Genomic DNA, 23,978 nt, shown 5'->3' on the forward strand with positions numbered 1-23,978 from the left:
GTTGAGTGTAGCTTCGAGGCCGTGATGGGCCAACCGCGAATCATGAGCAATTCAAACCCCGACGTGAACGCCCTTGGCGTAGTGGCACTGGAACTGGCTGGCGGCGAGCAGCCCGGCAAGGCAGCCTTGGGCTCCGAGCAGGCTGGTGAACTGGCAGCGCTGATCGGCCGTGACCTGACCAAGCTGGTACCGCAGGTCAGCGAACTGGACCTGGTTTTCGCCGCCGCGCATTTCGACCCGGCCGAAGTGCTGCGTCCCGGCCTGCCCATTCATCGGCGCCTGGAAGAGCTGCAGATGCGTGCCCCAGGCCGCAACCACGGCGCGCGCTTGTTGGCGTTTGGTGCCGATGCCAATGGCGATATCCCACTGCCACTGCAGGCCGACCCTGCGCTGATCGGCGGTGCGCTGCGACTGCTGCCTTTCGTGCTTGCTGGCGGTGAAGCGGCGCTGCGTCATGAAGTGCGAGATGCGCTGGAAGAAGTGCTGCTGGCCAATGGCATGGCACAGCCGGACACCGCGCTGCTGGCACAGAACAGCTTCGCCGCGCAGATCGAACACGCACGCTATTTCACCGTCAACGATCTGGCCGCGATGATGGCCATGCAGTACGACAACCAGGGCCTGGCCGATTTGTGGCCAATACTGGAAACGGCGATGTTCGCGCCCAACGAAGAACAATGGCTGGATGCCGCACCCGAACCGCTGCTGCGTTACGTCGGCGGCGAGGTGCGGATGGCCTTGTTTGATCCGGCCGGCTGGTGTGCGCATTACGCGCAGGACAAGAACGACTGTGATCGCCTGCAGCGCGTGTACGAGCAGTACATGATGCGCCAGCGGCAGATGGCAGCGGTATTGGAAGCGCATGGCATCGACGTGCTGTATGTGCACGTGAATGCCGGGCAGGATGCGAAGGCGCTGCTGGCGCATTGAGTATGCGCAGGTGAATGCAGAAAAGGCCGCGTAAGCGGCCTTTTTTATTTTGGCGCCGGATGAAGCCAAAGCAAGAGCCCCCCTCCCCAACCCTCCCCTGCGCTTCGCGCAAGGGAGGGAGCGATGCATGCAGCAAGTTGATGCTCGCCGCGAACTGCCCCCTCCCTTTGCCGAAGGCAAGGGGAGGGTTGGGGAGGGGTGCTGTTGCTGTTGCTGTTGCCTTTTGTCTTGCCTCGGTCTTCCGACCGGAAAGCTCAGCGGCTGGTCACTTTGATGACTCTGAGTGGATAGCAGGTGCAAAGACCAAAGCCAAAGCACCCCTCCCCAACCCTCCCCTTCGCTGCGCGAAAGGGAGGGAGTTCATCACTGCACCTTGGCGATCACCGCGCAAGCCAGACGTGCACCTGCATTGCCGGTCGGCTGGGTCTTGTAGTCGTCCGGGTCGGCGTGGACGATCAGGCCGCGGCCGACGATGTCGAAGCCGTCGCCGACACCGACATTGACGTTGCTCGCCACCGGGCCATCGATGTGCGCATTGCCCTGCGCATCGGCCTTGATGTTGGGCATGTCACCACCGTGATGCATCGCGGCGCTGATGCTGCCGTGCTCGCTATGGCCCGGGTTGAAGTGGCCACCGGCGCTGGTGCCGTCCGGTGCGCTGCAATCACCCTTTTCGTGAATGTGGAAGCCGTGCTCGCTGTCGGGCTTCAAGCCGGTGATGTCCCCGCTGGCGCGCAGCTGGCCATCGACCAGGCTGAAGTTGATGGTGCCCGCGACCGTGCTGTCCTTGGTCGGCTGCAGCTGTGCGGTGGCGATCGGTTTGGCCATTTCCGGCGGTGCCGCCGGGTCGGCAGCCGGCGTGGTTGCCGCCGGCGGTGCGACGGTATCGGCCGGTGCGGCATCGGGCTCTGCGCCCTTGTTGCAGGCGGTCAGGGCCAGGGCGCTGGCGAGGAACAAGCTGGTATGGATCAGTCGCATCTGGGTAACTCCCTTGCTGGTCTGGATCGAATCAGTATCTGCATGCCCAGGGGAACATTCAGCGCACTACGCGGATCACCGCGCAGGCGACGCGCGCACCGGCATTGCCGGCCGGTTGGCTGCGGTAATCGTCGGCCGACGCATGTACCACCAGTGCGCGCCCAGCGACGTCGTTTGCAGCACCTCCGCCGAGGGTAACGCCGCGAAGATGAACGTCCACGTGCGCCACACCTTTGGCATCGGCCTGCAGGTTGTCCATGTCGCCGGCATGGTGCGCACCGGCAGCAGCGCGGCCGTGCTGCTGCATGGCGGGGTTGAAGTGGCCGCCGGCACTGCTGGCATCCACCGCGCTGCAGTCGCCCTTTTCGTGCACATGGAAGGCGGCCTGCTGGCCACGCGGCAGGCCACCAATCACACCCGTGATATGCACGCCGCCGGCTTCCGGCACCAAGGCCAGGCGACCGCTGACCAGACTGGCCGAGGCCGGTGCCAGATTCGCTTCAGCCATCTTGGCCGTGCTGACCGTGGACATCGGCGGCGGTGGCGGTGCGGTTTTGGTGCCCGGGCTGGTGCCGCAGGCACTGAGCAACGCGGTTGCGGCCAGGGCGGTAAGAGGAAGCAGGATGCGCATCGATATCTCCTTGCAACAGAACGAACAGGCCGGTGCCGCACTCAACTACCGCGACGGCGTCCGGGCCCAAGTTTGCGGGTAACGGTGTTACGGCCAAGTCCGAGCCGGGTTGCGGCATCGGCGCGGTGGCCGTCGGTGAAATCCAGTGCCACTTCCAGCAGCACGTTGTCCAAGCGCTCACGTGCCTCGGCATGCAGGCCGCTGGCACCTTCGGCCAGGCGCTGCCGGGCCCAGGCAGCCAAGGCGCGGTCCCAATGTTCCGGTGTGACGGCGGTGGTGCCGGCTGCGGCACGGCCGCCACGGTTCAATGCGGCCTGCACGTCGTCGGCCGATACGGTGTCGGCAACTGCCAGCGCGGCCAGACGCCAGCAGACATTCTCCAGCTCGCGGACGTTGCCCGGCCAGTTGTGTTCGCGCAGTGCCTTTACCGCCGCAACGGACAGGCGCTTGGGCGGCATGTCAAGCCGGCGCGCGGCGTTGAGCAGGAAGTTTTCGGCCAGTTGCGGCACATCGCCCAGACGCTCGCGCAGCGGCGGCAGCAACAAGCGCACCATGTCCAGCCGGTGCAGCAGATCAGCACGGAAGCGGCCGTGTTCGACCAGCGTTTCCAGATCCTGATGGGTGGCTGCGACCACCCGCACATCGACGCGGATCAGCTCGCGGCCGCCAACGCGGAAGAACTCACCTTCGGCCAGCACACGCAACAATCGCGTCTGCAACGCCAGCGGCATGTCGCCGATTTCATCGAGGAACAAAGTGCCGCCGTCGGCCTGCTCGAAGCGGCCGATGTGGCGCTTGGTCGCGCCGGTAAAGGCGCCGGCCTCGTGGCCGAACAGTTCGCTTTCCAGCAGCTCGGCCGGGATCGCGGCGGTATTGAGTGCGACGAATGGGCCTTTGGCGCGCGGTGACTCGCGGTGCAATGCATTAGCCACCAACTCCTTGCCGGTGCCGGTCTCGCCATTGATCAGCACCGACAGCGGTGCCTGCGCGAGACGGCCGATGGCGCGGAACAGCGCGCGCATCGCTGGTGTGTCACCGATCAGCTGTGGCGGCCCTTCTTCCTTCTGTGTTGCCGCAGGCGGCAGTGCCACCGGCTGCGGCAGTTCTTCGGCTTCGGGCAGCGCGCGCCGCGCCAGCTCCACCGCATCGTCCAGATCGAAGGGCTTGGACAGGAACTCGTGCGCACCGCCACGGAATGCGCCAGCGGTGCTTGCCACGTCGGTATAGGCCGACATCACGATCACCGGCAGTTGCGGATGCGCGGTCTTGAGCTTGTCCAGCAACACCAATCCATCGTCACCGGGCATGCGCACATCGGTGAACAGCAGATCCGGCACCGGCTGCCGCGCCATCGCACTCAATGCGGCGGCGGCGCTATCGAAACCTTCCACCGTGTAGCCGGCGTCGCGCAGTGCGGTGGTCAGGACAAAACGCACCGAGCGATCGTCATCGACTACCCAGACGGTCGCGGCATGTGGCGACTTATGCATCGCCCACCTCCGGCGCTTCCTCGGCGGCAGGCAACGGCAGCAGCACGGTGAACACGGTGTGGCCGGGGCGCGAACGGTAACTCAAGGTGCCGCGGTGTTCGCGTGCGACTTGCTGGGCCAGCGCCAGTCCGAGACCGGTACCTTCGGCGCGGCCGCTGACCAGCGGCAGGAACAGGTGCTCGGCCAGTTCTTCGGGCACGCCGCGGCCGTCGTCGGCTACTTCCAGCCGCAGGGCCAACGCATAGGGCTGCTCGGCAATGCGCAGGCCGTGCTCGACGCGGGTGCGCAAAGTGACGCTGGTGGCGCCGGCCTGGATCGCATTGCGGACCAGATTCAACAAGGCCTGGGTGAGGCGGTCGCCATCTCCGGGGAACTCGGGAATGCTGGGATCGTAATCCCGCAGCAGCCGTACCGACCAGCCGGCTTCGTTCTCGACCAGGCGCAGCACGCGTTCCAGCGCGGCGTGGATGTTCATCGGCGCATGCGGACGCTGCGGTGCAGGCGACAGCAGTTGCTCCAGCAAGGTATTGAGGCGCTCGATCTCGGCACCGATCAGTTCGATCAGTTCGCGCTCGTCGGCATCACGGCCAGTCGCACGCCGTGCCAGCAGCTGGGCGGCGCCTTTCAGGCCAGCCAGCGGATTGCGCAGCTCGTGGGCCAGACCCTTCAAGGCCGCACTGAATGCACCTGGCAGTACCTGCGCCGGGTCGGCGCCCTGGAACTCGTCCACCGGGTGCGCTTCCAGCAGCCAGCCGCCCTGCTCCACCGCGCTCAACCAAACGTCGGCAAAGCGCGGGGCTTCGCCCGGCAAGGCCAAGGTCAGGCGTGGCAGACGGGTCAGGTCGGTGGCCGGATTGGCCAGGCGCTGCGCCAGCACCTCGCCCTGCGCTTCCAGCGACACCAGCGGCTGGCCAAGCAGGCGCCGCACGCTCACCCCCAGCCAGCGGCAGAAGGCAGGGTTTGCGCCTTGGATACGCCCGTCCACGCCACTCCAGACCAGCGGCGTGGCCAGCAGCTCCGGGATGGGCGAGAAATCGGCGTCGGTCATTGCACCAATATAGTGCAAAGCAGGCCGATCACTGCTTCTGCTGCAGCAGGGAATACAGGATGCGGGCGTCCTCGGCGTCGAGTTCGGCGGGCAAGCTGTCGCTGCCACGGAAGCGGCGGTGGAAGGCGCGTGCGGCGGCAGCGCGGTCATCCAGCGCGTAACCGAAGGCCTGCATCGCCATCCAGCTGTCGAAGCCGGCCGGTGCCGGGCCGTGCTTGGGGTCCGGCCACAGGCCGAAACCGGCTTCGGCCAACTGCTGCCACGGGAAGTAGCGGCTGGGATCAGCCTTGCGGGTCGGGGCCAGGTCGGCGTGGCCGATGATCTGGCTGCGCGGGATGTTGTAGCGCTTGCAGAGGTCATCGAGCAGGCGCAGCAGGCTGACGATCTGCGGCTGGGTGAACGGGCTGTCGCCGTTGTTGTCGATCTCGATACCGATCGAGGTCGAGTTGAGATCGGTGAAGCCGCCCCAGCGGCCACCACCGGCATGCCAGGCGCGTTCGCCATCGGCCACAAGCTGGTAGAGCTCACCATCGCTGCCGACCAGATAATGCGAGCTGACCTTGCCGCCGCTGTTGGCGCTGCGCAGCGTGTCCAGGCTCTCCTGCACCGAGTCCTGCTCGGTGTGGTGCAGCACGATCAACACCGGCTGGCGGTCGTTGTAATTCGGCGACGGCACCCACTGCGCGAGCGGATTGCGCTCCGGTGTGGAGGTACAGGCAGTCAGCGTGGCCAACAGGGCGAGCGGCAGCAGCAGTTTGGTCTTCATGCAGACCATTGCACGTTGCCGGGCGTGGCTTTGCAAGTGCGCTCGGGCATGGAACGACAACTGGGCCGATGACGGCGGCGATGTGGCTTGCTTGCATTGGAGGGCCTGCTCAGGGAGTTGGGGAGCCGACGTGATGCCGGCACGGAACATGCGCTGCATGTTCAAAACGCTTTCCGCTGGGGATGGCTGGCCGATGTGGCTAGGCTATGCAGATGGGTGGTTCGTCGATCTGCTGGAGCGGCAATGCGTGATTCACTGAAACAGAAAATTGTTGCGGTCTGCGATGCAAAGATTGCGGCGAAGGGGCCGACGGTTGGGTTGTCGTTCTATGCGTTTTTTGCGAATCGCAATGATGATCCCGAGCTGCTGATGGAAGCGGCTACGTGGTGGATCAAGATCCATCGCCTGGATCATTTTGAGAAAGCCGAGAAGGTGAAGACGTTGGTATTGGCTGAGGGATGACGCACCTTGGGTTTCTTCGGTTTGGTTCCGGTCGTATGGTGATGCTGCTTCGCCGTACCCTCTCCCCCAACCCCTCTCCCGGAGGGAGAGGGGCTCTGATTGTTTGCGGGATGGTGCCCTGTAGTGCCGAGCCATGCTCGGCAGGGGCTTTACAGGTAAAGCTTGAAAGCTGCCCTCACCCCAACCCCTCTCCCGCAAGCGGGAGAGGGGCTTTGCGAGCTTAAGCCTCGTACGCCGATTCGCCGTGGGTGGTGACGTCCAGGCCGGTGCGCTCGGCTTCTTCGCTGACGCGCAGGCCGACCAGGGCACGGACCACCAGCAGGATCACAGCGGTGACCACGGCCGACCACAACACGGTGAAGCCAACGCTGACTACCTGCACCCACACCTGGTGGGCGATATCCAGATCAACCTTGGTGCCGCCCAGCGACTGCGCACTGAACACGCCGGTGAGGATGGCGCCGACGATACCGCCCACACCATGCACGCCGAAGACGTCAGCGGTGTCGTCGGCCTTCAACAGGCGCTTCAAGCCGGTAACACCCCAGACGCAGATGATGCCGGTGACAAAACCAATCACGATGGCGCCCATCGGACCGACGGTGCCGCAGGCCGGCGTTACACCAACCAGACCAGCCACCGCACCCGAGGCTGCACCAAGCGCCGACGGATGGCCCTTGGTGATGGCTTCCACCAGCGTCCAACCCAGCACCGCTGCAGCAGTCGCCAACACGGTGTTGATGAAGGCCAGCGAGGCGACAGTGTCAGCAGCCGCAGCAGAGCCGGCATTGAAGCCAAACCAGCCCACCCACAGCAGCATCGCGCCGATCCAGGTCAGCGGCAGGTTGTGCGGCTTCAATGCGGTCTGGCCGTAGCCCAGGCGCTTGCCAACGAACCATGCAGCGACCAGGCCGGCAACACCGGCATTGATATGCACCACGGTGCCACCGGCAAAGTCGATCGCGCCCATCTCACCGAGATAGCCGCCGCCCCAGACGATGTGCGCCATCGGGATGTAGCTCAGGGTGAACCACAGCGCCGAGAACAGCAGCACCGCGCGGAACTTGATGCGCTCGGCGAAGGCACCAACGATCAGCGCGGTGGTGATGCCGGCAAAGGTCGACTGGAAGGCGACGAACAGGAAGTCCGGCAAGCCGGCGATCGGCGTATTGCCGACCGAGTCCGGGGTGAAGCCCTTGAGGAAGGCGAACTCGGTGAAGGAACCGAAGAACTGGTTGCCCGCACTGAACACCGCGCTGTAGCCATAGGCCACCCACAGGATCAGCACCAGCGAGAACACCACCAGTACCTGGCTGAGCACCGACAGCACGTTCTTGGCGCGCACCAGGCCGCCGTAGAACAGCGCAAGGCCGGGCACCACCATCATCAAGACCAGCAAGGTGGCGGTCAGCATCCACGCCACGTCGCCCTTGTCGAAGCTGGGTGCGGCTTCTGCTTCAGCGACTGGTGCGGCTGCAGCGTCTGCCGGCGCAGTGGCCACTTCAGTGGCGGTTGCAGGCTGGGCTTGCGCTTGCTGTGCCCACGCACTGCTCGAAAACATGCCCAACAGCATCGCGGTGAGCATGAAAGACAGGCACAGGCCTCCGAGCCGGGCTTTCAACCCGGTGAAAAATTCCGTTCGCATTGTCGACTCCGGTTGTGGGGGTGGAACCTGCCAGCGACCCGTTGTCACCTGGCGGTCGCTGCCGCCGGAGGACGGGGCGGTAGCGGGTTCTTAAAGCGCGTCGGCGCCTGTTTCGCCGGTGCGGATACGCACCACTTGTTCAAGCGCGGTAACGAAGATCTTGCCGTCACCGATCTTGCCGGTGCCAGCAGCGCCCTGCAGGGCTTCGATCACGGCATCGACGTTGTCGTCGGTGACGGCGGTTTCAATGCGGATCTTGGGGAGGAAATCGACGACGTATTCGGCGCCACGGTACAGCTCGGTGTGGCCTTTCTGCCGTCCAAAGCCCTTGACCTCGGTGACGGTGATGCCGGAAACGCCTGCGGCGCCCAAGGCTTCACGCACTTCGTCGAGCTTGAATGGACGGATGATCGCGGAGATTAATTTCATGCGCATGTCCCGATGTGGAGGAGACCGGCCTGCGGCTGCGGGCCGGCATCGTGTCTTCCACCGGCCGTTGTATGGCCGCTGGCTGTTGCGCCGAACGCATCATGGGCCTGGCTGTTGCCGCCGGCATTGCTGCCGGCCGCTACAACCACGCGGGAGGGAGGAGTGGCCCATGCCGCGCGCTCGGATTCTCTTGCCCCTGCAGGCGTGTTGCTCGCTGTTGCATGACCTTTGTGCTCCCCAGCAACAAAGGCGGCGGCGATGACGCAGATGGGAGGGGGAGGGTCCACGCCAACGCCGCCTAAAAACAGCTAGTAACTACACCTGGTGTTGCCGGCGGCCAGCGCCATGCGATGGCCGCCGTTACATCAGCTTGTTGACTCAGCTTGCGTAGTACAGCTGGTATTCGAGCGGGTGGGTCGCTGCGCGGAACGCGGTGACTTCCTTCATCTTCAACGCGATGTAAGCGTCGATGAAGTCGTCGCTCATCACGCCACCGGCCTTGAGGAACTCGCGGTCCTTGTCCAGCGCTTCCAGTGCCTGATCCAGCGAGGAACAGACCTGCGGGATCAGCTTCTCTTCTTCCGGCGGCAGGTCGTACAGATCCTTGTCGCTCGGTGCGCCCGGGTCGATCTGGTTCTTGATACCGTCCAGGCCGGCCATCATCAGCGCGGTGAAGGTCAGGTAGCCGGACTGGATCGGATCGGGGAAGCGCATTTCGATGCGGCGTGCCTTCGGGTTGGACACCCACGGAATGCGGCAAGATGCCGAACGGTTGCGCGCCGAATAGGCCAGCATCACCGGTGCTTCGAAGCCCGGGACCAGACGCTTGTAGCTGTTGGTGCCGGAGTTGGCGAAGGCGTTGATGGCACGGGCGTGCTTGAAGATGCCGCCGATGTACCACAGCGCCATCTGGCTCAGGCCACCGTAGCCGTCACCGGAGAACAGGTTGTTGCCACCCTTGGCCAGCGACTGGTGCACGTGCATGCCGCTGCCGTTGTCGCCGACCAGCGGCTTGGGCATGAAGGTCACGGTCTTGCCGTTGCGGTGGGCGACGTTCTTGATGACGTGCTTCATGCGCTGCAGTTCGTCAGCCTTGGTCACCAGCGTGTTGAACTTGGCACCGATCTCGCACTGGCCGGCATTGGCCACTTCGTGGTGGTGCACTTCGACTTCGATGCCGACCTTTTCCAGCACCTTGCACATCTCTGCGCGGATATCGTGCAGCGAATCGGTCGGCGGCACCGGGAAGTAACCACCCTTCACGGTCGGACGGTAGCCGGTGTTGGTGCCGTCGTAGCTCTTGCCGGTGTTCCAGGCGCCTTCTTCAGAATTGATCTTGTAGAAGGTGTTGCCCATGTCGTTGGCGAACTGCACCGAATCGAAGATGAAGAATTCCGGTTCCGGGCCGAAGAAGGCCAGGTCGGCGATGCCGGAGGACTTCAGGTAGGACTCGGCACGCTTGGCGATGCCGCGCGGGCAGCGGCCGTAGCCCTGCATGGTGGCCGGGTCGAGCACGTCGCAGATCAGCACCAGGGTCGGGTCGGCGTAGAACGGATCGACGTAGGCGCTATCAGCGTCCGGCAGCAGCACCATGTCCGACTCGGCGATGCCCTTCCAGCCGGCGATCGAGCTGCCGTCGAACATCTTGCCTTCTTCAAACAGGGTCGGCTCGATGATCGAAACCGGGAAGGTCACGTGCTGCTCGATGCCACGCATGTCGACGAAACGCAGGTCGATGAACTCGATCTGGTTGTCCTTGATCAGCTTCTCAACGTTTTCCAGCGACATCGGGTGCAACCTCGGATGGATGATGTGCATGTAACAAAGCAAATGACGTGCCAACTTTTAAAATCCGGTAACACGTTGTTTTTATTGATTGTATGCAGATGGTATCAGCGGTCATAAGCACCAATCTGGTGCTGTTTTCATGCCATGCACCATTCAGGTGCATAACACTTAATGTTCTATGCTGTGCCCGCCTTTCCCATACCAGCCCTCATGTCCGACCTGCTCTCCGCCCTGCTCCTTGGCATCCTCGAAGGCCTTACCGAATTCCTCCCGATTTCCAGCACCGGCCACCTGCTGATCGCCCAGCATTGGCTGGGTGAGCGCTCGGACTTCTTCAACATCGTCATCCAGGCCGGCGCCATCATCGCCGTCACCCTGGTGCTTCGGCAGCGGCTGTGGTCGCTGGCCACCGGCTTGAACCAGCGCGAAAACCGCGACTACGTGATGAAGCTGGGCGCGGCCTTCCTGGTCACCGCGCTGGTCGGCCTGCCGGTGCGACTTGCTGGCTGGGAGCTGCCCGAAACCGTTGCCCCGGTGGCCTGGGCGCTGGTCATCGGCGGCATCTGGATGCTGGTCGCCGAGCGTTTTGCCGCACGCATGCCCGACAACGAAACGGTGACCTGGAAAGTAGCCATCGCCGTCGGCCTGGCACAGGTTGTCGCCGGCGTATTCCCCGGCACCTCACGCTCGGCCGCGGCGATCTTCCTGGCCATGCTGCTGGGCCTGAGCCGGCGCTCGGCAGCAACCGAGTTCGTCTTCCTCGTCGGCATCCCGACCATGTTCGCCGCCAGCGCCTACGCCTTCCTGGAACTGGCCAAGGACGGCAAGCTCGGCAGCGAGAACTGGACCGACGTGAGCGTGGCCTTCGCCGCCGCCGTGGTCACCGGTTTCATTGTGGTCAAATGGCTGTTGAGTTATATCAAGCGTCATTCCTTCAGCGGCTTCGCCCTGTATCGGATCGCCTTGGGCATCGGCCTGCTGTTGTTTTTGCCTGCTGGAAACTGAATGCGTCACTGCGGAGTTGACCCCGGCACCCACGCCGGCCCGTTTATCGCCCTGAATCTTTCCACGCTCCCAAGGAGTTCCAAATGAAGCGCATCCTCCTGTTGGCCCTGCCGTTCGCCCTGATGACCGCCTGCAGCAACCCGCCGGCCGCCAAGGACGCCACCGATCCGGCGGCCCCTGCTGCGACCGCAGCTGCCGCGACGCCTGCCGCTGCAACGGCGAGCATCGACGCCAGCCAGCTCGGCGCCAACCACTGGCTGCTGGACAACGCCGTGGACGCCAGCGGCAAGCGCATCGACGGCCTGTTCGTGCAGGCCGACAAGCCGCTGACCCTGGACTTCAAGGACAACCGCCTGTCGGTCAGCAACGCCTGCAACAACATCGGCGGCGGCTACACGTTGGAAGCCGGTGCATTGACCGTCGGCAACCTGATGTCCACCAACAAGGCCTGCCAGGGCCCGCTGATGGCGGTTGACGGCCTGATCAGCGAGCGCCTGCAGGGCAAGCTGACCGTGCGTGCACTCGACGCCTCGGCAATGACCCTGGTCACCGTCAAGGGCGACGTGCTCAGCTTCCGCGCCGAGCCGACCGCCGAAACCCGCTACGGCGGCCCGGGCGAGATCGTGTTCATGGAAGTGGAGCCGCAGACCAAGCCCTGCCCGCACCCGCTGATGAAGGACGCCACCTGCCTGCAGGTGCGTGAGGTGAAGTACAACGAGCAGGGCCTGGAACAGGGCAAGCGCGGTGAGTTCACCAACTTCTACGGCAACATCGAGGGTTACACCCACGAGCCGGGCGTGCGCAACGTGCTGCGTCTGAAGCGTTACCAGATCAAGAACCCGCCGGCCGATGCGCCGTCGCAGGCCTATGTGCTGGACATGGTGGTGATGTCGGAAATGGCGAAATAAGCCCGAAGGGCTTACGCAAACAGCAAGGGCGCCGTCAGGCGCCCTTGCTGTTTTGTAGAGCCGAGCCATGCTCGGCTGGGGCTCTACCGGTGAAGCCTCTGCCGAGCATGGCTCGGCACTACATCGCTAGGCCAGCGCTTTGTTCAACGTATACGTGCCATGCACCGACGCTTCGGCCAGCACATGGCCTTGCATTGCCCGGTACACGTCGGCAGCGGTGAATGCACCCTCCACCGGCAGACGCTCCACATCCAGCGCGAACAACCGGAAGAAATAGCGGTGCAGGCGCTCGTCGTTGAACGGCGGGTACGGGCCGTCGTAGCCGTAGTAAGTGCCACTCATCTGCGCGTTGCCGGCAAACCAGCCGGTGTAATCGTTGATGCCCTGGCGTGCACCGGCCGGACCGGCCGGCTGGGTCTTGCCGTGCGCGGTGAAACCGTCGCTGCAGCTGCCGGCGGCGATTTCCCGCAGCCCGGCAGGAACATCCACCATCACCCAATGCACGAAGTCGGTGCGCGGCTGATCCAGCGGAATGCCGACGTCATCGCGGCCGACCAGCTCAGCCACGGTCGGCACGTCCGGGTCCACGCAGATCAGCGCGAACGAGCGCGTGCCGGCCGGCACATCGCTCCAGGCCAGCTGCGGGTTGCGGTTACCGGCGAAGCCGTTGGCATCGCCGGCAGCAAACTCAGCGGCAATCGGCTGCCCGTTCTGAAAACTCTGACTGTCCAGTTTCATCATTGTTCCTCGATCAGGCTTCGGGATAGCCCAGACGCACCGCGACCGGGGTCAGCACTGCAAACTCCGACGCCAGTACCTGCGTGTAATTGCGCCAATGGCCAGCCGAAATGGTGCCCGGGCCAATACTGCGCACCGGCGGGAACCGCACGCCAAAGGCCTGTTCCAACAGTGCACCCATCGCCGCCGGATCATTCACCGCATCGTCGGTATGGATAAGCATATGGGTGTACAGATCCTGCTCATGCAACAACGCGACCTGGGCCAGCGCGCGGGCAAGCCACTGCGCAGCCTCGCTGGCCGAGGTCACTGCCAGCGGTGCCGGCGCGCCCAGCGCCAGCCATTCCACCAACATGTCGCGCGGGTCGCGCAGGGCGATGATCAGGCGACCTTCCGGCAGCTGCGGGCGCAGCGCCCACAGCAGGGCGTTGTCCCACCACAGCAACCAGTCGATCACGTTGCCGTCTTCAATGCCGCGTGCCGGCAGCGCTTCGCGCCACTGCTGCACCAGCTGCTCCGGGGTCAGTGCATCGGTGGCCAGGCGCTGCAAGGTCAGGAAGTTCTGGAACCCATCATTGGGAGGCGTTGGCCCGAAGCGGTCATCGCGCAGCACGCTGCTGCCGGCGGCCATCACCATTGCCACCCGCTCCACGCCCGAACCCGGGGCGCCCCACAGGAAAATCGGCCGCACCGGGTTGTCGTCGGCCACTTCGCCCATCGCCGGCCATTCGGCCGGTGCACGCGCCTGCTGCGGTAGCGGCAGACGGTTGGGCGCCATTTCCTCGTGTACACGCATCCAGGTAGCCAGCGCACCGGCGCGGTCGCCAGCGCGGTCCTGGGTAGCGCCCAGCCAACCACGCACACCGATGCGCGCCTGCTCCGGCGCACGATCCACCAGCCCCTGCACATGCGCGATCGCCGCGCTTGGCTCGCGCTGCAACAACGCTTCAACAATGCGCTGCTCGCCACTGATCCGGCCCGGCTCCAGTGCGATGATGTGATGGGCCACGGCTTCGGCCTCTTCGGCCTGGTCGTTCATGTCATGCAGACTCATGCGCGCTTCCAGCGCTGGCAGGTGCTCAGGCATCGCTGTCAGCCAGCGTTCAACCACGTCCACCGCCTCTTCGCTGCCGACCTGGGCCACGGCAAGGCGTGCCATCCACAGATCATGCAGCTGCGGATGCGCCTGCACGGCGGCTTCCAGCTCGCTACGGGCTTCTTCCTCGCGGCCCAGACGCTGCCACGCCATCAACAGCATCTGCAGCGTGGGACGGTCACCCGGCACCTGCAACAGCAGCGGGCGCAGGTGTTCAAGTGCCTGCAGTGGCTGACCCGAGGCCAGTTCCAGCTCGCCGGCCAAGCGGCGCATGCCCGGGGTATCACCCTGTGGTGTAGCCAGTACGTCGCGCATCATTTCCGCTGCACGGTCCAGGTGCCCTTGACGCAGCAGCAACTGCACGATCAGGCCACGCAGCGCGTGGTTATCGGGGTTCAATTCGATCACGCGGCGGAACGCCTGTTCGGCAAAGGCCAGCATGTCCTTGCCCAGGTAGGCGAAGCCCAGCGCGTACAGCACGCGGACGTCATTTGGCAGCTTGGCAGCAGCGGCCGACAGAATCGCCAGGGCGCGGTCGGCGTCACCACGGCGCAGCGCGACCATGCCTTCAATCGCGCCCAGTTCGGGGCTGTCCGGATCGACGCGCGCCGCCATCCGACCCAGACGGTCGGCCTCGTCGATGTCATCGCGGCCCAGCGCCAGGTGTGCCTGCATCAGGTAGGCGGAGAATTCATTGGGGTTCAGCGCAGTGCTGCGATCCAGCGCCAGCCCGGCGGCCTCGATCTGACGCTGCGCCAGCAACAGGCCTGCGTGCTGCAGATGCAGTGCTGCGTCATCCGGGGCCAAGCCCAGCGCCTGTTCCAGACTGGCCTGGGCCTGCTCCAGCTGGCCTTGCTGCTGCAGGGCCAACGCCAGCCAGCGGTGGGCCTGGGCTTGTTGCGGTTCTGCGCCAACCCATGCATGGGCCAGGGTCACGGCCTCATCGGTGGCATTACGGCGCAGGGCTTCAATGATCTTGTCTTGCATGGCGGTCCAGCGTTAGCGCAAACCCGCATTGTAGCGGCCCCGGCCGCTGCTGCTGGGTTCAGCTGATGGCAGCGTGCAGTCGCTGCGCCACCCAGCGTTCGGAGAAGCCGTCGCCAAGCAGGTTCTCGATGAAACCGCAGTGGCCGCCCCAGCGCGCGATCTCCAGATGCGCGTCGGCCGGCAGCCGCCAGTGATCGAAGGTGGTGAAGGGAATCACCGGGTCGTCGGCGGCCATCAGGATATCGGCCGGTACCTGCAGCCCAGCCAGCTTGTCGCCGGCAATGGAGTAACCGTCGAAGTACTCCTGCAGCGAGCCGAAATCGGTATGTCGATCAACCAGCCAGCCGGTCAGCGCGCGGATGTCCAGTTTCAACACCTTGTCATCGCAGTCAGCCAGCTCAGGGAACAAGGCACGCTTGCGGCGCAGCGAGCCGGTCCATTTGCGGCGGAAGTACCAGTCGTACATCGCCGGACCACGTTCAATGCTGTCCATGGTGACCGCCGGGTCCAACACTGGGCATACCGAGGCAACATGCCGCAGCGGCACCCCGGCGGCAGGCGCACGCAGTGCCAGCCGCAGCACGAAATTGCCGCCCAGCGAATACCCCGCTGCCACCATCGGCAAACCGGCAAAGCGCTGCGCCACATCGGCAGCGGCATGCACCACTTCATCGATACGGCAGGAATGGAAGATTCCCGGATTGAGGTGATGGGTATTGCCATGGTCGCGGAAGTTCAACCGCACCACGTCAAAGCCCTGCTCCAGCAGGCGCGCGGCGGTCATGCGCATATAGCTGGATTCGGCGCTGCCTTCCCAGCCATGCAACAACAACGCAAGCGCCTGTGGCGGTGCGCCCTGCGGGCGACTGTGCCAGGCCTGCAGGCGCACGCCGTCGCCACCGTCGAGCAGCAGCTCCTGGGTGACCGCGCCGCTGGCGGCCAGCAGCTGGCGGCCACGTCGCAAGCGCAGCCGGCTGGAGGCCAGCATCGACTGCAGGTGTGGGTTACGCAGCCAGCGTGGGGGCTGATAGTTGCAGGCGCTCAGCATGACCGACCAGGTAGGCGTTGACTGCCCAACTCAGCGTTGGCCGCGATAGGCACCTTACAGTCCTTCCATCACCGCCACGATGCGCGCACGCGAAGTCTCGGCGATGCGCCGGCGGCCTTCCAGGTCCTGGATGGCGATGGGCTCAAGGAAATGCACTTCGCCACGCCGTGCCGGTTCGCCGAGCAGTCGCAGGAAATTGCCGAAGAAGCTTTCACCCGGTGCGAATGCCACCGTGGTCTGCGCGTCACCACGCACGCCATAACGCAGCGCGATCGGCTGCACCGGCACACCGGCTTCCACCGCCGCCTGGAAGATGCGCGCGTGGAACGGCCCCACGTCCGTGCCACCGCGGGTACGGCCCTCCGGGAACACCGCCACCGGCCGCTGTTCCTGCAGACGCTTGACCATCTCTTCCATCACCCCGCCCAGCGACTCGGTATTACCGCGCTGGTGGAAGATGGTGTGGCCACGGCTGGCGACCCAGCCAACCACCGGCCAGCCGGCGATTTCGCGCTTGGCGACGAAGCCGACCATCTTCTGGCTGTGAATGACGCAGATATCGACCCAACCCACGTGATTGGCGACAAACAGCACCGCACCCGGCAAGGGCTGGCCATAGCGCTGCAGGCGGAAGCCGAAGATCCACATCAAACCGCCCGACCACCAGCGCACCACCCGCTCTTCCAGCGGGTTGCTGGCGGGGCCGATACGCCCCAACGGCTGCGTCATCAGCAGCAGGATCAGCGGCAGGAACAGGACAATGTGAACCAGTAGCAGCGGGGCGCGGTACAAGTAACGGAACACGCGGGCCACACCGCCCTGGCGGGCGGGACGGGGGGATGTCATCCCCTCACGATACCGGATGCGGTCCAGCTTCCGCCAGCAGGGGACCATGCCTATTGCCATACCCACAGACGCTGCCAAAGGGTGCGCCGTGCCACACTATCGGCAGGAAGTACCGGTCGGCCCGGATTTTGAGGGTACGCCGGCAACATTCCCGGCATGAAGTGTGTACAACAACACTATCGTTCAGGGGGACGGCATGATGGACCGGCAGCTGCTGTCATCGACAGAAGACATGCTGCAACTGTTCTCGGCGGCACTGGAACAGATCGGCAATGGCGTGATTCTGTTCGACGACGCCAATACCATTCTGTACGTCAACCAAGCCATGGAAGATATTTCCGGCTGGACCCGCGCCGAACTACAGGGCAGGAACCTGGGCACGCTGGCACCGGCGAGCATGCGCGAGCGCTACAACACCCGCCTGTACCCCGGCACCAGCAACCGCGTGCAGGAGCTGGCCGCCGACCCGCATGACATCCAGATGATCCGCAAGGACCAGAGCACCTGCTGGATCAGCGTCACCATGTCACAGATTGCCGACGGTGAGCGCAACATCCGCATGGTGCTGGTCAGCGACGTCACCGCGCGGCGCCTGGCACAGGCACGCGAGCGCCTACTGTCGCTGGGCTTCGATGAAACCCAGAGCGCGGTGCTGATCACCGATGCCGAAGGCCGCATCGTGCATCTGAACAAGGGCTTCCGGCGCCTGTTCGGCTTCCTTGATGCCGAGGCGATGGGCCAGTACGTGCCGGCACTGTTGGCGCCGGACAGCTTTTCGCCCGAGCAGCTGAGCGCCTATACCGCGCGATTGCTGGCAGGGCAGCCGATCCGCGCCGACGAGCGGCTCTACCGCAAGAACGGGCAGCCACTATGGTGCTCGGTCAGCACCAACCCGATCTTCGATGACTACGGCAGCTTGGTGAACCTGGTCATCGTGCTGATGGACATCACCCGCACCAAGGTGCACGAAGTCCTGCAGCACAAGATGCTCGACGCGATGGTGCGCGAAGTGCCCACCGCCGAGGTGATGCAGATGATGTGCCTGGAGGTGGAGAAGATCGCCCCGCAGGTGCTGTGCTCGGTGCTGCGGGTGGAAGACGGGCGACTGCGCCACCTGGCTGCGCCGAGCCTGCCCGAAGCCTACACCCGGCTGGTGGACGGCGTGCCGGTAGGGCCGAAAACCGGCGCCTGCGGCACCGCCGCGTACTGCGGCCAGACCGTGCTCAGCCGCGACATCGCTACCGATCCCAACTGGGAAGGCATCAGCCACCTGGCCCTGCAGCACGGCCTGGCTGCCTGCTGGTCCACCCCGATCAAGGCCAACGATGGCCGCGTGCTTGGCACCTTCGCCTTCTACTACCGGCAACCCTACGACCCGGACAGCTTCCATCACCGCCTGGTCGAGGTGATCGTGCACCTGTGTGCGCTGGCACTGGAGCGCGAGGAAGCACGCAACCGGATCCGTCGGCTGGCGTTCTACGACGACCTCACCGGCCTGCCCAACCGCAGCTTGCTGCACGCCCAGGCCGACCAGGCCATCACCGCCGCCAACCATCACGGGCAGACAATGGCGGTGATGTTCATCGATCTGGACCGCTTCAAGCAGATCAACGACTCCTTCGGCCACCCCGGCGGTGACGAACTACTGCGCACGGTGGCGCGCCGCCTACAGGAGGAAACCGGACCGATGGACATCGTCGGTCGGCTCTCCGGCGATGAGTTCGTGGTGATCCTCAACCGCTGCGACGTACCCGCCGCCAGTGAGCGCAGCGAGCGCATCCTGCGTACGCTGGGCCTGCCTTTGGCGCTGGGCGACCTGGAAATCCGGCCCTCGGCCAGCATCGGCATCAGCATCTTTCCGCATGACGGCAACAACATGGATTCGCTGCTGCACCATGCCGACGTCGCCATGTACCAGGCCAAACACAACGGCCGCAACCGGGTGCGCTTCTACAGCAGCGAGATGGACGAGTGCGCGCAGGAGCGCATGGCGCTGGAAGCGGCACTGCGCGAAGCACTTGAACAAGGCCAACTGCAGCTGCACTACCAACCGCAGATCGAAATCCACAGCGGGCGCTTGCACAGCGTCGAAGCGCTGGCGCGCTGGCAGCATCCGCGACTGGGCAGCGTGCCGCCGATACGCTTCATCCCCTTGGCCGAAGAGGCCGGGCTGATTGGTGATCTCGGCCAATGGGCATTGCGCGAAGCCTGCCGGCAGCTGGGCCGCTGGCGTCAGGAAGGCCTGGAGGTGCCGTCGGTGTCGGTGAACCTGTCACCAACCAACTTCCACAGCGTGGCACTGACGGACTGCATCAGCCAGATCCTGCAGCAGGAATCCTTGAGCGCCGAGGACCTGATCCTGGAAATCACCGAAGACGTATTGCTGGATGGCGACCCGATCACGCTGCAGACGCTGCGACAGGTGCATGCACTGGGTGTGCGGCTGTCGATGGACGACTTCGGCACCGGCTATTCCAGCCTCAGTTACCTGCGCCAGCTGCCGATCAGCGAACTCAAGCTGGACCGCAGTTTCGTGCGCGGCATTGAAGGCGACAAGGTTGCCAGCGCGCTGACCCAGGCCATCGCCCACATCGGCCAGAGCCTGCAGTTGAAGGTGGTTGCCGAAGGCGTTGAGAGTCTGGAGCAACTGCGCCTGCTCGGCGCGCAGGGCTACCAGATCGCGCAGGGGTTTCATTTCACCCCGGCCTTGCCGGCACCGGCCTTGGCCGATTGGGTGCGTGAGCATCTGCCGGTGGCGGTATTGGTTTAGCTGGAGGTTGCCGGGGGTGCGGGTGCGGGTACAACAGCAACGGCAAAAGCTACCCCTCCCCAGCCCTCCCCTTCGCTGCGCGAAAGGGAGGGGGCGCAGCTTCAGCCCCTCCCTTTGCCGCAGGCAAGGGGAGGGTTGGAGAGGGGTGCTTTTGAGCTCTTAGCTCTTAGCCAAAACACCAACCACTCACCCAACCGCCACAACCGCCAAGGTCAGCCGCGAAATACACACCGGCTTGCCAGCCTCGTCCTCGATGCGGATCTCCCACACCTGGGTGGTACGGCCCACATGCAGCGCGCGTGCGGTACCGGTAACCACACCACTACGCGCCGCACGCAGATGGTTGGCATTGATCTCCAGGCCAACGCACACCTGCTGGCTCGGGTCCACGCAGAGATTGCCGGCGCTGCTGCCCAGGGTCTCGGCCAGCACTACCGAGGCACCGCCATGCAGCAGACCGTAGGGCTGCTTGGTGCGCGCATCTACCGGCATCGTTGCCTGCAGCCAATCATCGCCGGCAGCGGTGAAGACAATACCCAGATGATCGATCAAGGTGTTGCGGCTCAGCTCGTTGACCAACTGCAGGTCAACCGGCGCACGGAATACTTGGCTCATTGCAGCTACCTGTCGGGGAAATGGAACGATCAGAGGATGGGGACCAGCCCCGCGCCGAACGCGGTCAGCATGCGCACCAGCACCCACTTGGGGCCAACGTCGACTTCCGGGAAGTCACCTACCGCGGTGTAGCAGCTGTGGAAATGCGGGTCCTGCCTGGGCAGCGGCTGCGGGCATTCCGGGCCCGGTTTGAAGGCGTAGTCGGTGGCATAACGCCAGGGCCAGAAATCCAGGATCGGCAGCGCCTCGGAGGCCTTGCCGATACTGTAATTCAGGCCCGACAGCACCGGCGGCTTTTCGCGCGGTGCCACCACCCAGGAGTTGTCCGGGTGCACGTCGCGCAGGATGCTCTGCGCCAGCTGCTCGGCGAACGCCGGGTCCTCGATGATCACCGCGCCTTCGGTGTTGTAGTTTTCGCTGCGCGGATCGAAGTTATGGGTGCCGATCACGCCAATACGGCGATCCACCACCAGCGACTTGGCATGCAGGCCCATGCGCGCACCGCGCCGGGTAACCGGCAAGGGACGGTTGACCGCACGCGTACCCAGGAACGAGGGGCGGGTTTCGGTACGCAGCACCTCACGCTCGACCTCGCTGCCATCGGCACTGAGGCGGCGCCCGGAACCGCTGCCGCGCACATTGCTGCCAGCCGCACTGCCGCCGATCACCCGGTTGCGGGTGGGTGCCACGGCCGGATCACCGTCCAACGGCGCTGGCAACAGCTGCGCGTAGTCGATCGGCGCGTCCAGCGGGAACGGCTTGTACTCGTAGATGTTGAAGCCCAGTACGCGCAGATTGCGACGCTTGTACTTGTACGAAAGCGCATAGACGATGGGGTTGTCGGTAGCCGCCAGACTGTTGGTCGACACCACTACCCGCGGCGGCGTTTCGCGCTTGCGCAGGTTCTTGAACAGCTCCTGCGCGGGCTTGGACAGCACCAGGTAGGGCGTCTGCAGCAGCACCTCGGTCTGGGCCTGCGAGATCAGCGCATCCAACCGCGGCTCGGTCACATGCTGGCCATTGAGCGGCTGCGCCTCACGTTCACGGCGGTGTTTGCGCGGCAGGTCGGCGACGTAGCTGACCGCACTTACCGGCAAGGCGGTGTCGACAAATGCCTGTTCGATGAAGTCCGGGTCAGAGGCTTCCGCATCGACCCGCGCGATGCGATCCGGACGGCGGAATGCCGCCTGCGGCAATGCCGGCACGCCCTCGTTCAACAAGGTCTTGCCGACGTCGTTGAGCCGTTCGGCCGGCACGCTGCGGCGCGCTTCCCAGAACGCCTGGAAGTTGGCCGCCATCTCGCGCGCTTCCGGACCGGCCACCACCACGTCACGGTCGCGGAAGTTGTACTCGCTGTCCCAGTCGTAATAGTCGTCCTGGTAGTTGCGGCCGCCGACCATGCCGATCACATCGTCGATCACCAGCAGCTTGTTGTGCATGCGCTGGTTGAAGCGACGGAAGCAGCACAGCACGCTGCCGGCATAGTCGAAGTAGTTGAGCTTGGCCTTGCCGAATGCGGGGTTGTAGACGCGCAGCTCGAAGTTGGTATGTGCTCCGGACAAGGCGCCCAACATCTGCAGGTCGGAGATGGCCGAGAGTTGATCGATCAGCACCCGTACCTTGACCCCACGCCGGGCTGCGGCCAGCAGTTCGTCGATCACCATCCGCGCACTGTCGTCGGTATCGAAGATATAGGTCTGAAGGTCCACGCTGCGGGTGGCGCTGCGGATCAGGTTCAACCGCGCTATCAGCGACAGCTCGCCCTCGTCGACGATGGTGGCGTAGTGCCGTGGCAGCTGCGCCGTGGATTCGGCGATGGCCTTGCCACCGAGTGCGCGCAGAGGCGAATCCAGCGCACAGCGATCGGGCTGGTCGCAGTCCACCACGGTGGAGCGCGCAGCCACGGCAATGCCAACGGCACGCTCGCGCTGTTGATTGGACAGCGAAGCACAACCGCTGGCCAGCAGAAGCGCCAGCACCGGCAAAAGACGGATCACAGCTTTCACGTTTTGGGGGCGCCCACCAGGCGTGTACGCAGTACGAATATCACTCGATCACTCAGGGCCATCTGCCAGCTATCCATGCCATATCGGCCGCGCAGGACGGTGCCGCGGCTGACGAGATCGCAATCATAGCCGGGCCGCGCGCATTCAGGTTTTGCCAGCCGCATTACTTCAGGCCGGCTGATGCCTCGGATCGACAAGCGCCCCTGTACGTCGCCGCCGGTTTCAGTCAACCGCGGGTCATAGGGATCAGAGTCGAACTCCACCACCGGGTAGCGTGCCGCATCAAAAAAGTCCTCGCCGCGGATCCAGCTGGTGTAGCGCGGCCGCTCCGGGATCTCCACATACTCGGTGAACATGCGCAGCCGCACCTGATGGCGGCCATCGGGCAGCACCGTGATCCAGCCCTCGAAACGCGGAAAGACACCCTCCACCTTCTGCCCGAAGCGGGTACGTATTTCAAAACCAAACCGGGAATGCGCCGTGTCGAAATGCAATGGCTCGGCCGCAAGGGCCGAGCCAGCCAGCATCAACAGAATCAGCAGCAGCCCAAACCGCGCCGCCGCCATGGGCTCAAGGCCACCAGAATGCGGTCAACTTGGCGATGCCAGGTTCGATCGGCGATTCCTTCGGCAAGGACAATACCGCGACCGACGCCGGCGGCATGCCGCGGTAATCGCCGGTCTGGCCGCTGTTCAACAGCGCCACCAGCTGCTCCAGCCCCGGGTTGTGGCCAACCACCAGCACGCGTTCCACTTCGTTGTGTTCGTCCAGCAGTGCCGCCAGGGTGCCCGGCGCGGCGTCATAGATGCGTTCTTCCAGGCGCTGCTCGACATAACCGGTGCGCTCGAGCACCGACTCCAGGGTTTCGCGGGAGCGCCGCGCCGGCGAGCACAGCACCCGGTCCGGCACCAACTTGTTTTCCTGTAACCAACGGCCGGCCGCCTCAGCCTCGGCCAAGCCATGCGGTGAGAGGGGCCGGTCGATATCGGCTTGGCCATTGGCAGCCGGTTCGGCATGGGCATGTCGCAGCAGGATCAATTCACGCATGGTCGGTTAGTACTCCTGATCAGACCTTGTTCAACCACTTGAGCAGCGGCTCCCAGTCTTGCTGGTGCTCGCGTACCTGTGCAGAGTGATAGTCGAACAGGCTGCGCCCAAGCCCGACCATCACCACATAACTCTGGCTGTCACGCAGCTGCGTGACAACCTCATACGGCCATTCGGCCAGCATTTGCCTGGCCTGTTGCGAGGTCTGCGTCCACGGCTTGGTGCGGTTGAGCACCAGCCCCACCGGCACCGCCCGCGAATGGATGCGCTTGATCCTGGACAGGCTGTTGAGGAAGCCGACGATGGCCTCGATATCCAGTGCCGAGGGCAGCACCGGCACCACCACCGCATCGGCGATGTCGATGAAACGCTCCAGATCCTCGCCATAGGCACCGGCCGGGGCATCGATGATGACCTGCTCGGCGCCGTCAGGAATGAGCTTTTCCCAGTTCTTCTTGCGATGCACATCCACCGGCAGCACCGCGCTGTCCAGAATGGAACGGCGTTGCGCCCAGCGGGTGCTGGAACCCTGCGGGTCGGCATCGGCGATCACCGTTGCCAGGCCGGACAAGGCCGAGTGTGCGGCCAGATGGGTAGCGATGGTGGTCTTGCCGACACCGCCTTTGGAGCCGGCTACCAGAATCGTCTTCATGCACGCCTCGTTTCCGCGGGACTTGCCCGCAGCGTACACCGGCCTGCGTTGGCAAAGGTAGTCATCCGGTGAGGAACCCGTCCCGGCAAGGCC

At 64.6% G+C, this 23,978-nt stretch carries 22 protein-coding genes; 5 read left to right on the forward strand and 17 right to left on the reverse strand.

Going from position 1 to position 23,978, the window contains the following annotated elements; all coding sequences use genetic code 11:
- The first annotated feature begins 24 nt into the window (after positions 1–24).
- Positions 25–930, forward strand: coding sequence for a hypothetical protein (locus ACVOLL_RS04700; RefSeq protein WP_481511830.1), 906 nt, complete (start codon positions 25–27; stop codon positions 928–930).
- A gap of 363 nt (positions 931–1,293) precedes the next feature.
- Here ACVOLL_RS04700 and ACVOLL_RS04705 read toward each other — a convergent pair whose 3' ends face one another.
- Genes ACVOLL_RS04705 through ACVOLL_RS04725 form a run of 5 tightly spaced genes read right to left on the reverse strand, consistent with a single transcriptional unit; the run spans position 1,294 to position 5,843 of the window.
- A complete protein-coding gene (locus ACVOLL_RS04705; RefSeq protein WP_481511831.1) occupies positions 1,294–1,908 on the reverse strand; it encodes a superoxide dismutase family protein in 615 nt (204 codons plus the stop codon).
- Positions 1,909–1,966: 58 nt separating this feature from the next.
- Complete coding sequence (locus ACVOLL_RS04710) at positions 1,967–2,539, reverse strand: superoxide dismutase family protein (RefSeq protein WP_481511832.1); 573 nt, start codon at positions 2,537–2,539, stop codon at positions 1,967–1,969.
- Between the two features lie 41 nt (positions 2,540–2,580).
- The gene (ntrC, locus tag ACVOLL_RS04715; protein WP_481511833.1) at positions 2,581–4,029 is read right to left on the reverse strand and encodes a nitrogen regulation protein NR(I); all 1,449 of its coding nucleotides are present in this window, start codon (positions 4,027–4,029) and stop codon (positions 2,581–2,583) included.
- Positions 4,022–5,077, reverse strand: coding sequence for a two-component system sensor histidine kinase NtrB (locus ACVOLL_RS04720; protein WP_481511834.1), 1,056 nt, complete (start codon positions 5,075–5,077; stop codon positions 4,022–4,024). The genes ntrC and ACVOLL_RS04720 overlap by 8 nt, the downstream gene beginning before the upstream one ends.
- A gap of 28 nt (positions 5,078–5,105) precedes the next feature.
- A complete protein-coding gene (locus ACVOLL_RS04725; RefSeq protein ID WP_481511835.1) occupies positions 5,106–5,843 on the reverse strand; it encodes an N-acetylmuramoyl-L-alanine amidase in 738 nt (245 codons plus the stop codon).
- Positions 5,844–6,086: 243 nt separating this feature from the next.
- On the opposite strand from ACVOLL_RS04725, the gene ACVOLL_RS04730 reads away from it, so the two are divergent.
- A complete protein-coding gene (locus ACVOLL_RS04730; RefSeq protein ID WP_481511836.1) occupies positions 6,087–6,305 on the forward strand; it encodes a DUF6500 family protein in 219 nt (72 codons plus the stop codon).
- A gap of 220 nt (positions 6,306–6,525) precedes the next feature.
- Here the strand turns inward: ACVOLL_RS04730 and ACVOLL_RS04735 are convergent, their stop codons facing one another.
- The 3 genes from ACVOLL_RS04735 to glnA all read right to left on the reverse strand — a co-directional run bounded on the left by ACVOLL_RS04735 (position 6,526) and on the right by glnA (position 10,167).
- Entirely contained in the window at positions 6,526–7,950 is a 1,425-nt protein-coding gene (locus tag ACVOLL_RS04735) for an ammonium transporter (protein WP_481511837.1), read from the reverse strand.
- Between the two features lie 90 nt (positions 7,951–8,040).
- Positions 8,041–8,379, reverse strand: a complete 339-nt coding sequence (locus ACVOLL_RS04740) for a P-II family nitrogen regulator (RefSeq protein WP_481508674.1) — start codon at positions 8,377–8,379, stop codon at positions 8,041–8,043.
- A gap of 378 nt (positions 8,380–8,757) precedes the next feature.
- Positions 8,758–10,167, reverse strand: a complete 1,410-nt coding sequence (gene glnA, locus ACVOLL_RS04745) for a type I glutamate--ammonia ligase (protein WP_481508675.1) — start codon at positions 10,165–10,167, stop codon at positions 8,758–8,760.
- A 210-nt stretch (positions 10,168–10,377) separates the two neighbouring features.
- Here glnA and ACVOLL_RS04750 point away from each other — a divergent pair, with 210 nt between their 5' ends.
- Together ACVOLL_RS04750 and ACVOLL_RS04755 are read left to right on the forward strand one after the other, a co-directional pair.
- The gene (locus ACVOLL_RS04750) at positions 10,378–11,172 is read left to right on the forward strand and encodes an undecaprenyl-diphosphate phosphatase (RefSeq protein WP_481511838.1); all 795 of its coding nucleotides are present in this window, start codon (positions 10,378–10,380) and stop codon (positions 11,170–11,172) included.
- Between the two features lie 83 nt (positions 11,173–11,255).
- The gene (locus ACVOLL_RS04755; protein ID WP_481511839.1) at positions 11,256–12,080 is read left to right on the forward strand and encodes a DUF4377 domain-containing protein; all 825 of its coding nucleotides are present in this window, start codon (positions 11,256–11,258) and stop codon (positions 12,078–12,080) included.
- A gap of 126 nt (positions 12,081–12,206) precedes the next feature.
- Here ACVOLL_RS04755 and ACVOLL_RS04760 read toward each other — a convergent pair whose 3' ends face one another.
- Genes ACVOLL_RS04760 through ACVOLL_RS04775 form a run of 4 tightly spaced genes read right to left on the reverse strand, consistent with a single transcriptional unit; the run spans position 12,207 to position 16,795 of the window.
- Entirely contained in the window at positions 12,207–12,818 is a 612-nt protein-coding gene (locus tag ACVOLL_RS04760; protein ID WP_481511840.1) for a YbhB/YbcL family Raf kinase inhibitor-like protein, read from the reverse strand.
- Between the two features lie 13 nt (positions 12,819–12,831).
- Positions 12,832–14,901, reverse strand: a complete 2,070-nt coding sequence (locus tag ACVOLL_RS04765; protein ID WP_481511841.1) for a tetratricopeptide repeat protein — start codon at positions 14,899–14,901, stop codon at positions 12,832–12,834.
- 58 nt (positions 14,902–14,959) lie between these two features.
- Entirely contained in the window at positions 14,960–15,946 is a 987-nt protein-coding gene (locus ACVOLL_RS04770; protein ID WP_481511901.1) for a YheT family hydrolase, read from the reverse strand.
- Positions 15,947–16,003: 57 nt separating this feature from the next.
- Positions 16,004–16,795 carry a lysophospholipid acyltransferase family protein gene (locus ACVOLL_RS04775; protein WP_481511842.1) on the reverse strand — a complete coding sequence of 264 codons (792 nt, stop codon included), beginning with the start codon at positions 16,793–16,795 and terminating at the stop codon, positions 16,004–16,006.
- A gap of 196 nt (positions 16,796–16,991) precedes the next feature.
- On the opposite strand from ACVOLL_RS04775, the gene ACVOLL_RS04780 reads away from it, so the two are divergent.
- Positions 16,992–19,565, forward strand: coding sequence for an EAL domain-containing protein (locus ACVOLL_RS04780; protein ID WP_481511843.1), 2,574 nt, complete (start codon positions 16,992–16,994; stop codon positions 19,563–19,565).
- Positions 19,566–19,751: 186 nt separating this feature from the next.
- Here the strand turns inward: ACVOLL_RS04780 and ACVOLL_RS04785 are convergent, their stop codons facing one another.
- From ACVOLL_RS04785 to ACVOLL_RS04805, 5 genes are read right to left on the reverse strand one after another with little or no spacing between them, the layout of a single operon-like run.
- The gene (locus ACVOLL_RS04785; protein ID WP_481511844.1) at positions 19,752–20,180 is read right to left on the reverse strand and encodes a hotdog fold thioesterase; all 429 of its coding nucleotides are present in this window, start codon (positions 20,178–20,180) and stop codon (positions 19,752–19,754) included.
- Between the two features lie 29 nt (positions 20,181–20,209).
- Positions 20,210–22,177, reverse strand: a complete 1,968-nt coding sequence (locus ACVOLL_RS04790; protein WP_481511845.1) for a phospholipase D family protein — start codon at positions 22,175–22,177, stop codon at positions 20,210–20,212.
- A 5-nt stretch (positions 22,178–22,182) separates the two neighbouring features.
- On the reverse strand, positions 22,183–22,752 hold the full coding sequence (locus ACVOLL_RS04795) for a YceI family protein (protein ID WP_481511846.1): 570 nt from the start codon (positions 22,750–22,752) through the stop codon (positions 22,183–22,185).
- Between the two features lie 4 nt (positions 22,753–22,756).
- On the reverse strand, positions 22,757–23,233 hold the full coding sequence (locus tag ACVOLL_RS04800) for a SixA phosphatase family protein (RefSeq protein ID WP_481511847.1): 477 nt from the start codon (positions 23,231–23,233) through the stop codon (positions 22,757–22,759).
- Between the two features lie 19 nt (positions 23,234–23,252).
- A complete protein-coding gene (locus tag ACVOLL_RS04805) occupies positions 23,253–23,885 on the reverse strand; it encodes a nucleotide-binding protein (RefSeq protein WP_481511848.1) in 633 nt (210 codons plus the stop codon).
- Positions 23,886–23,978: the final 93 nt, after the last annotated feature.

Source organism: Stenotrophomonas sp. STEN035 (assembly GCF_056759935.1).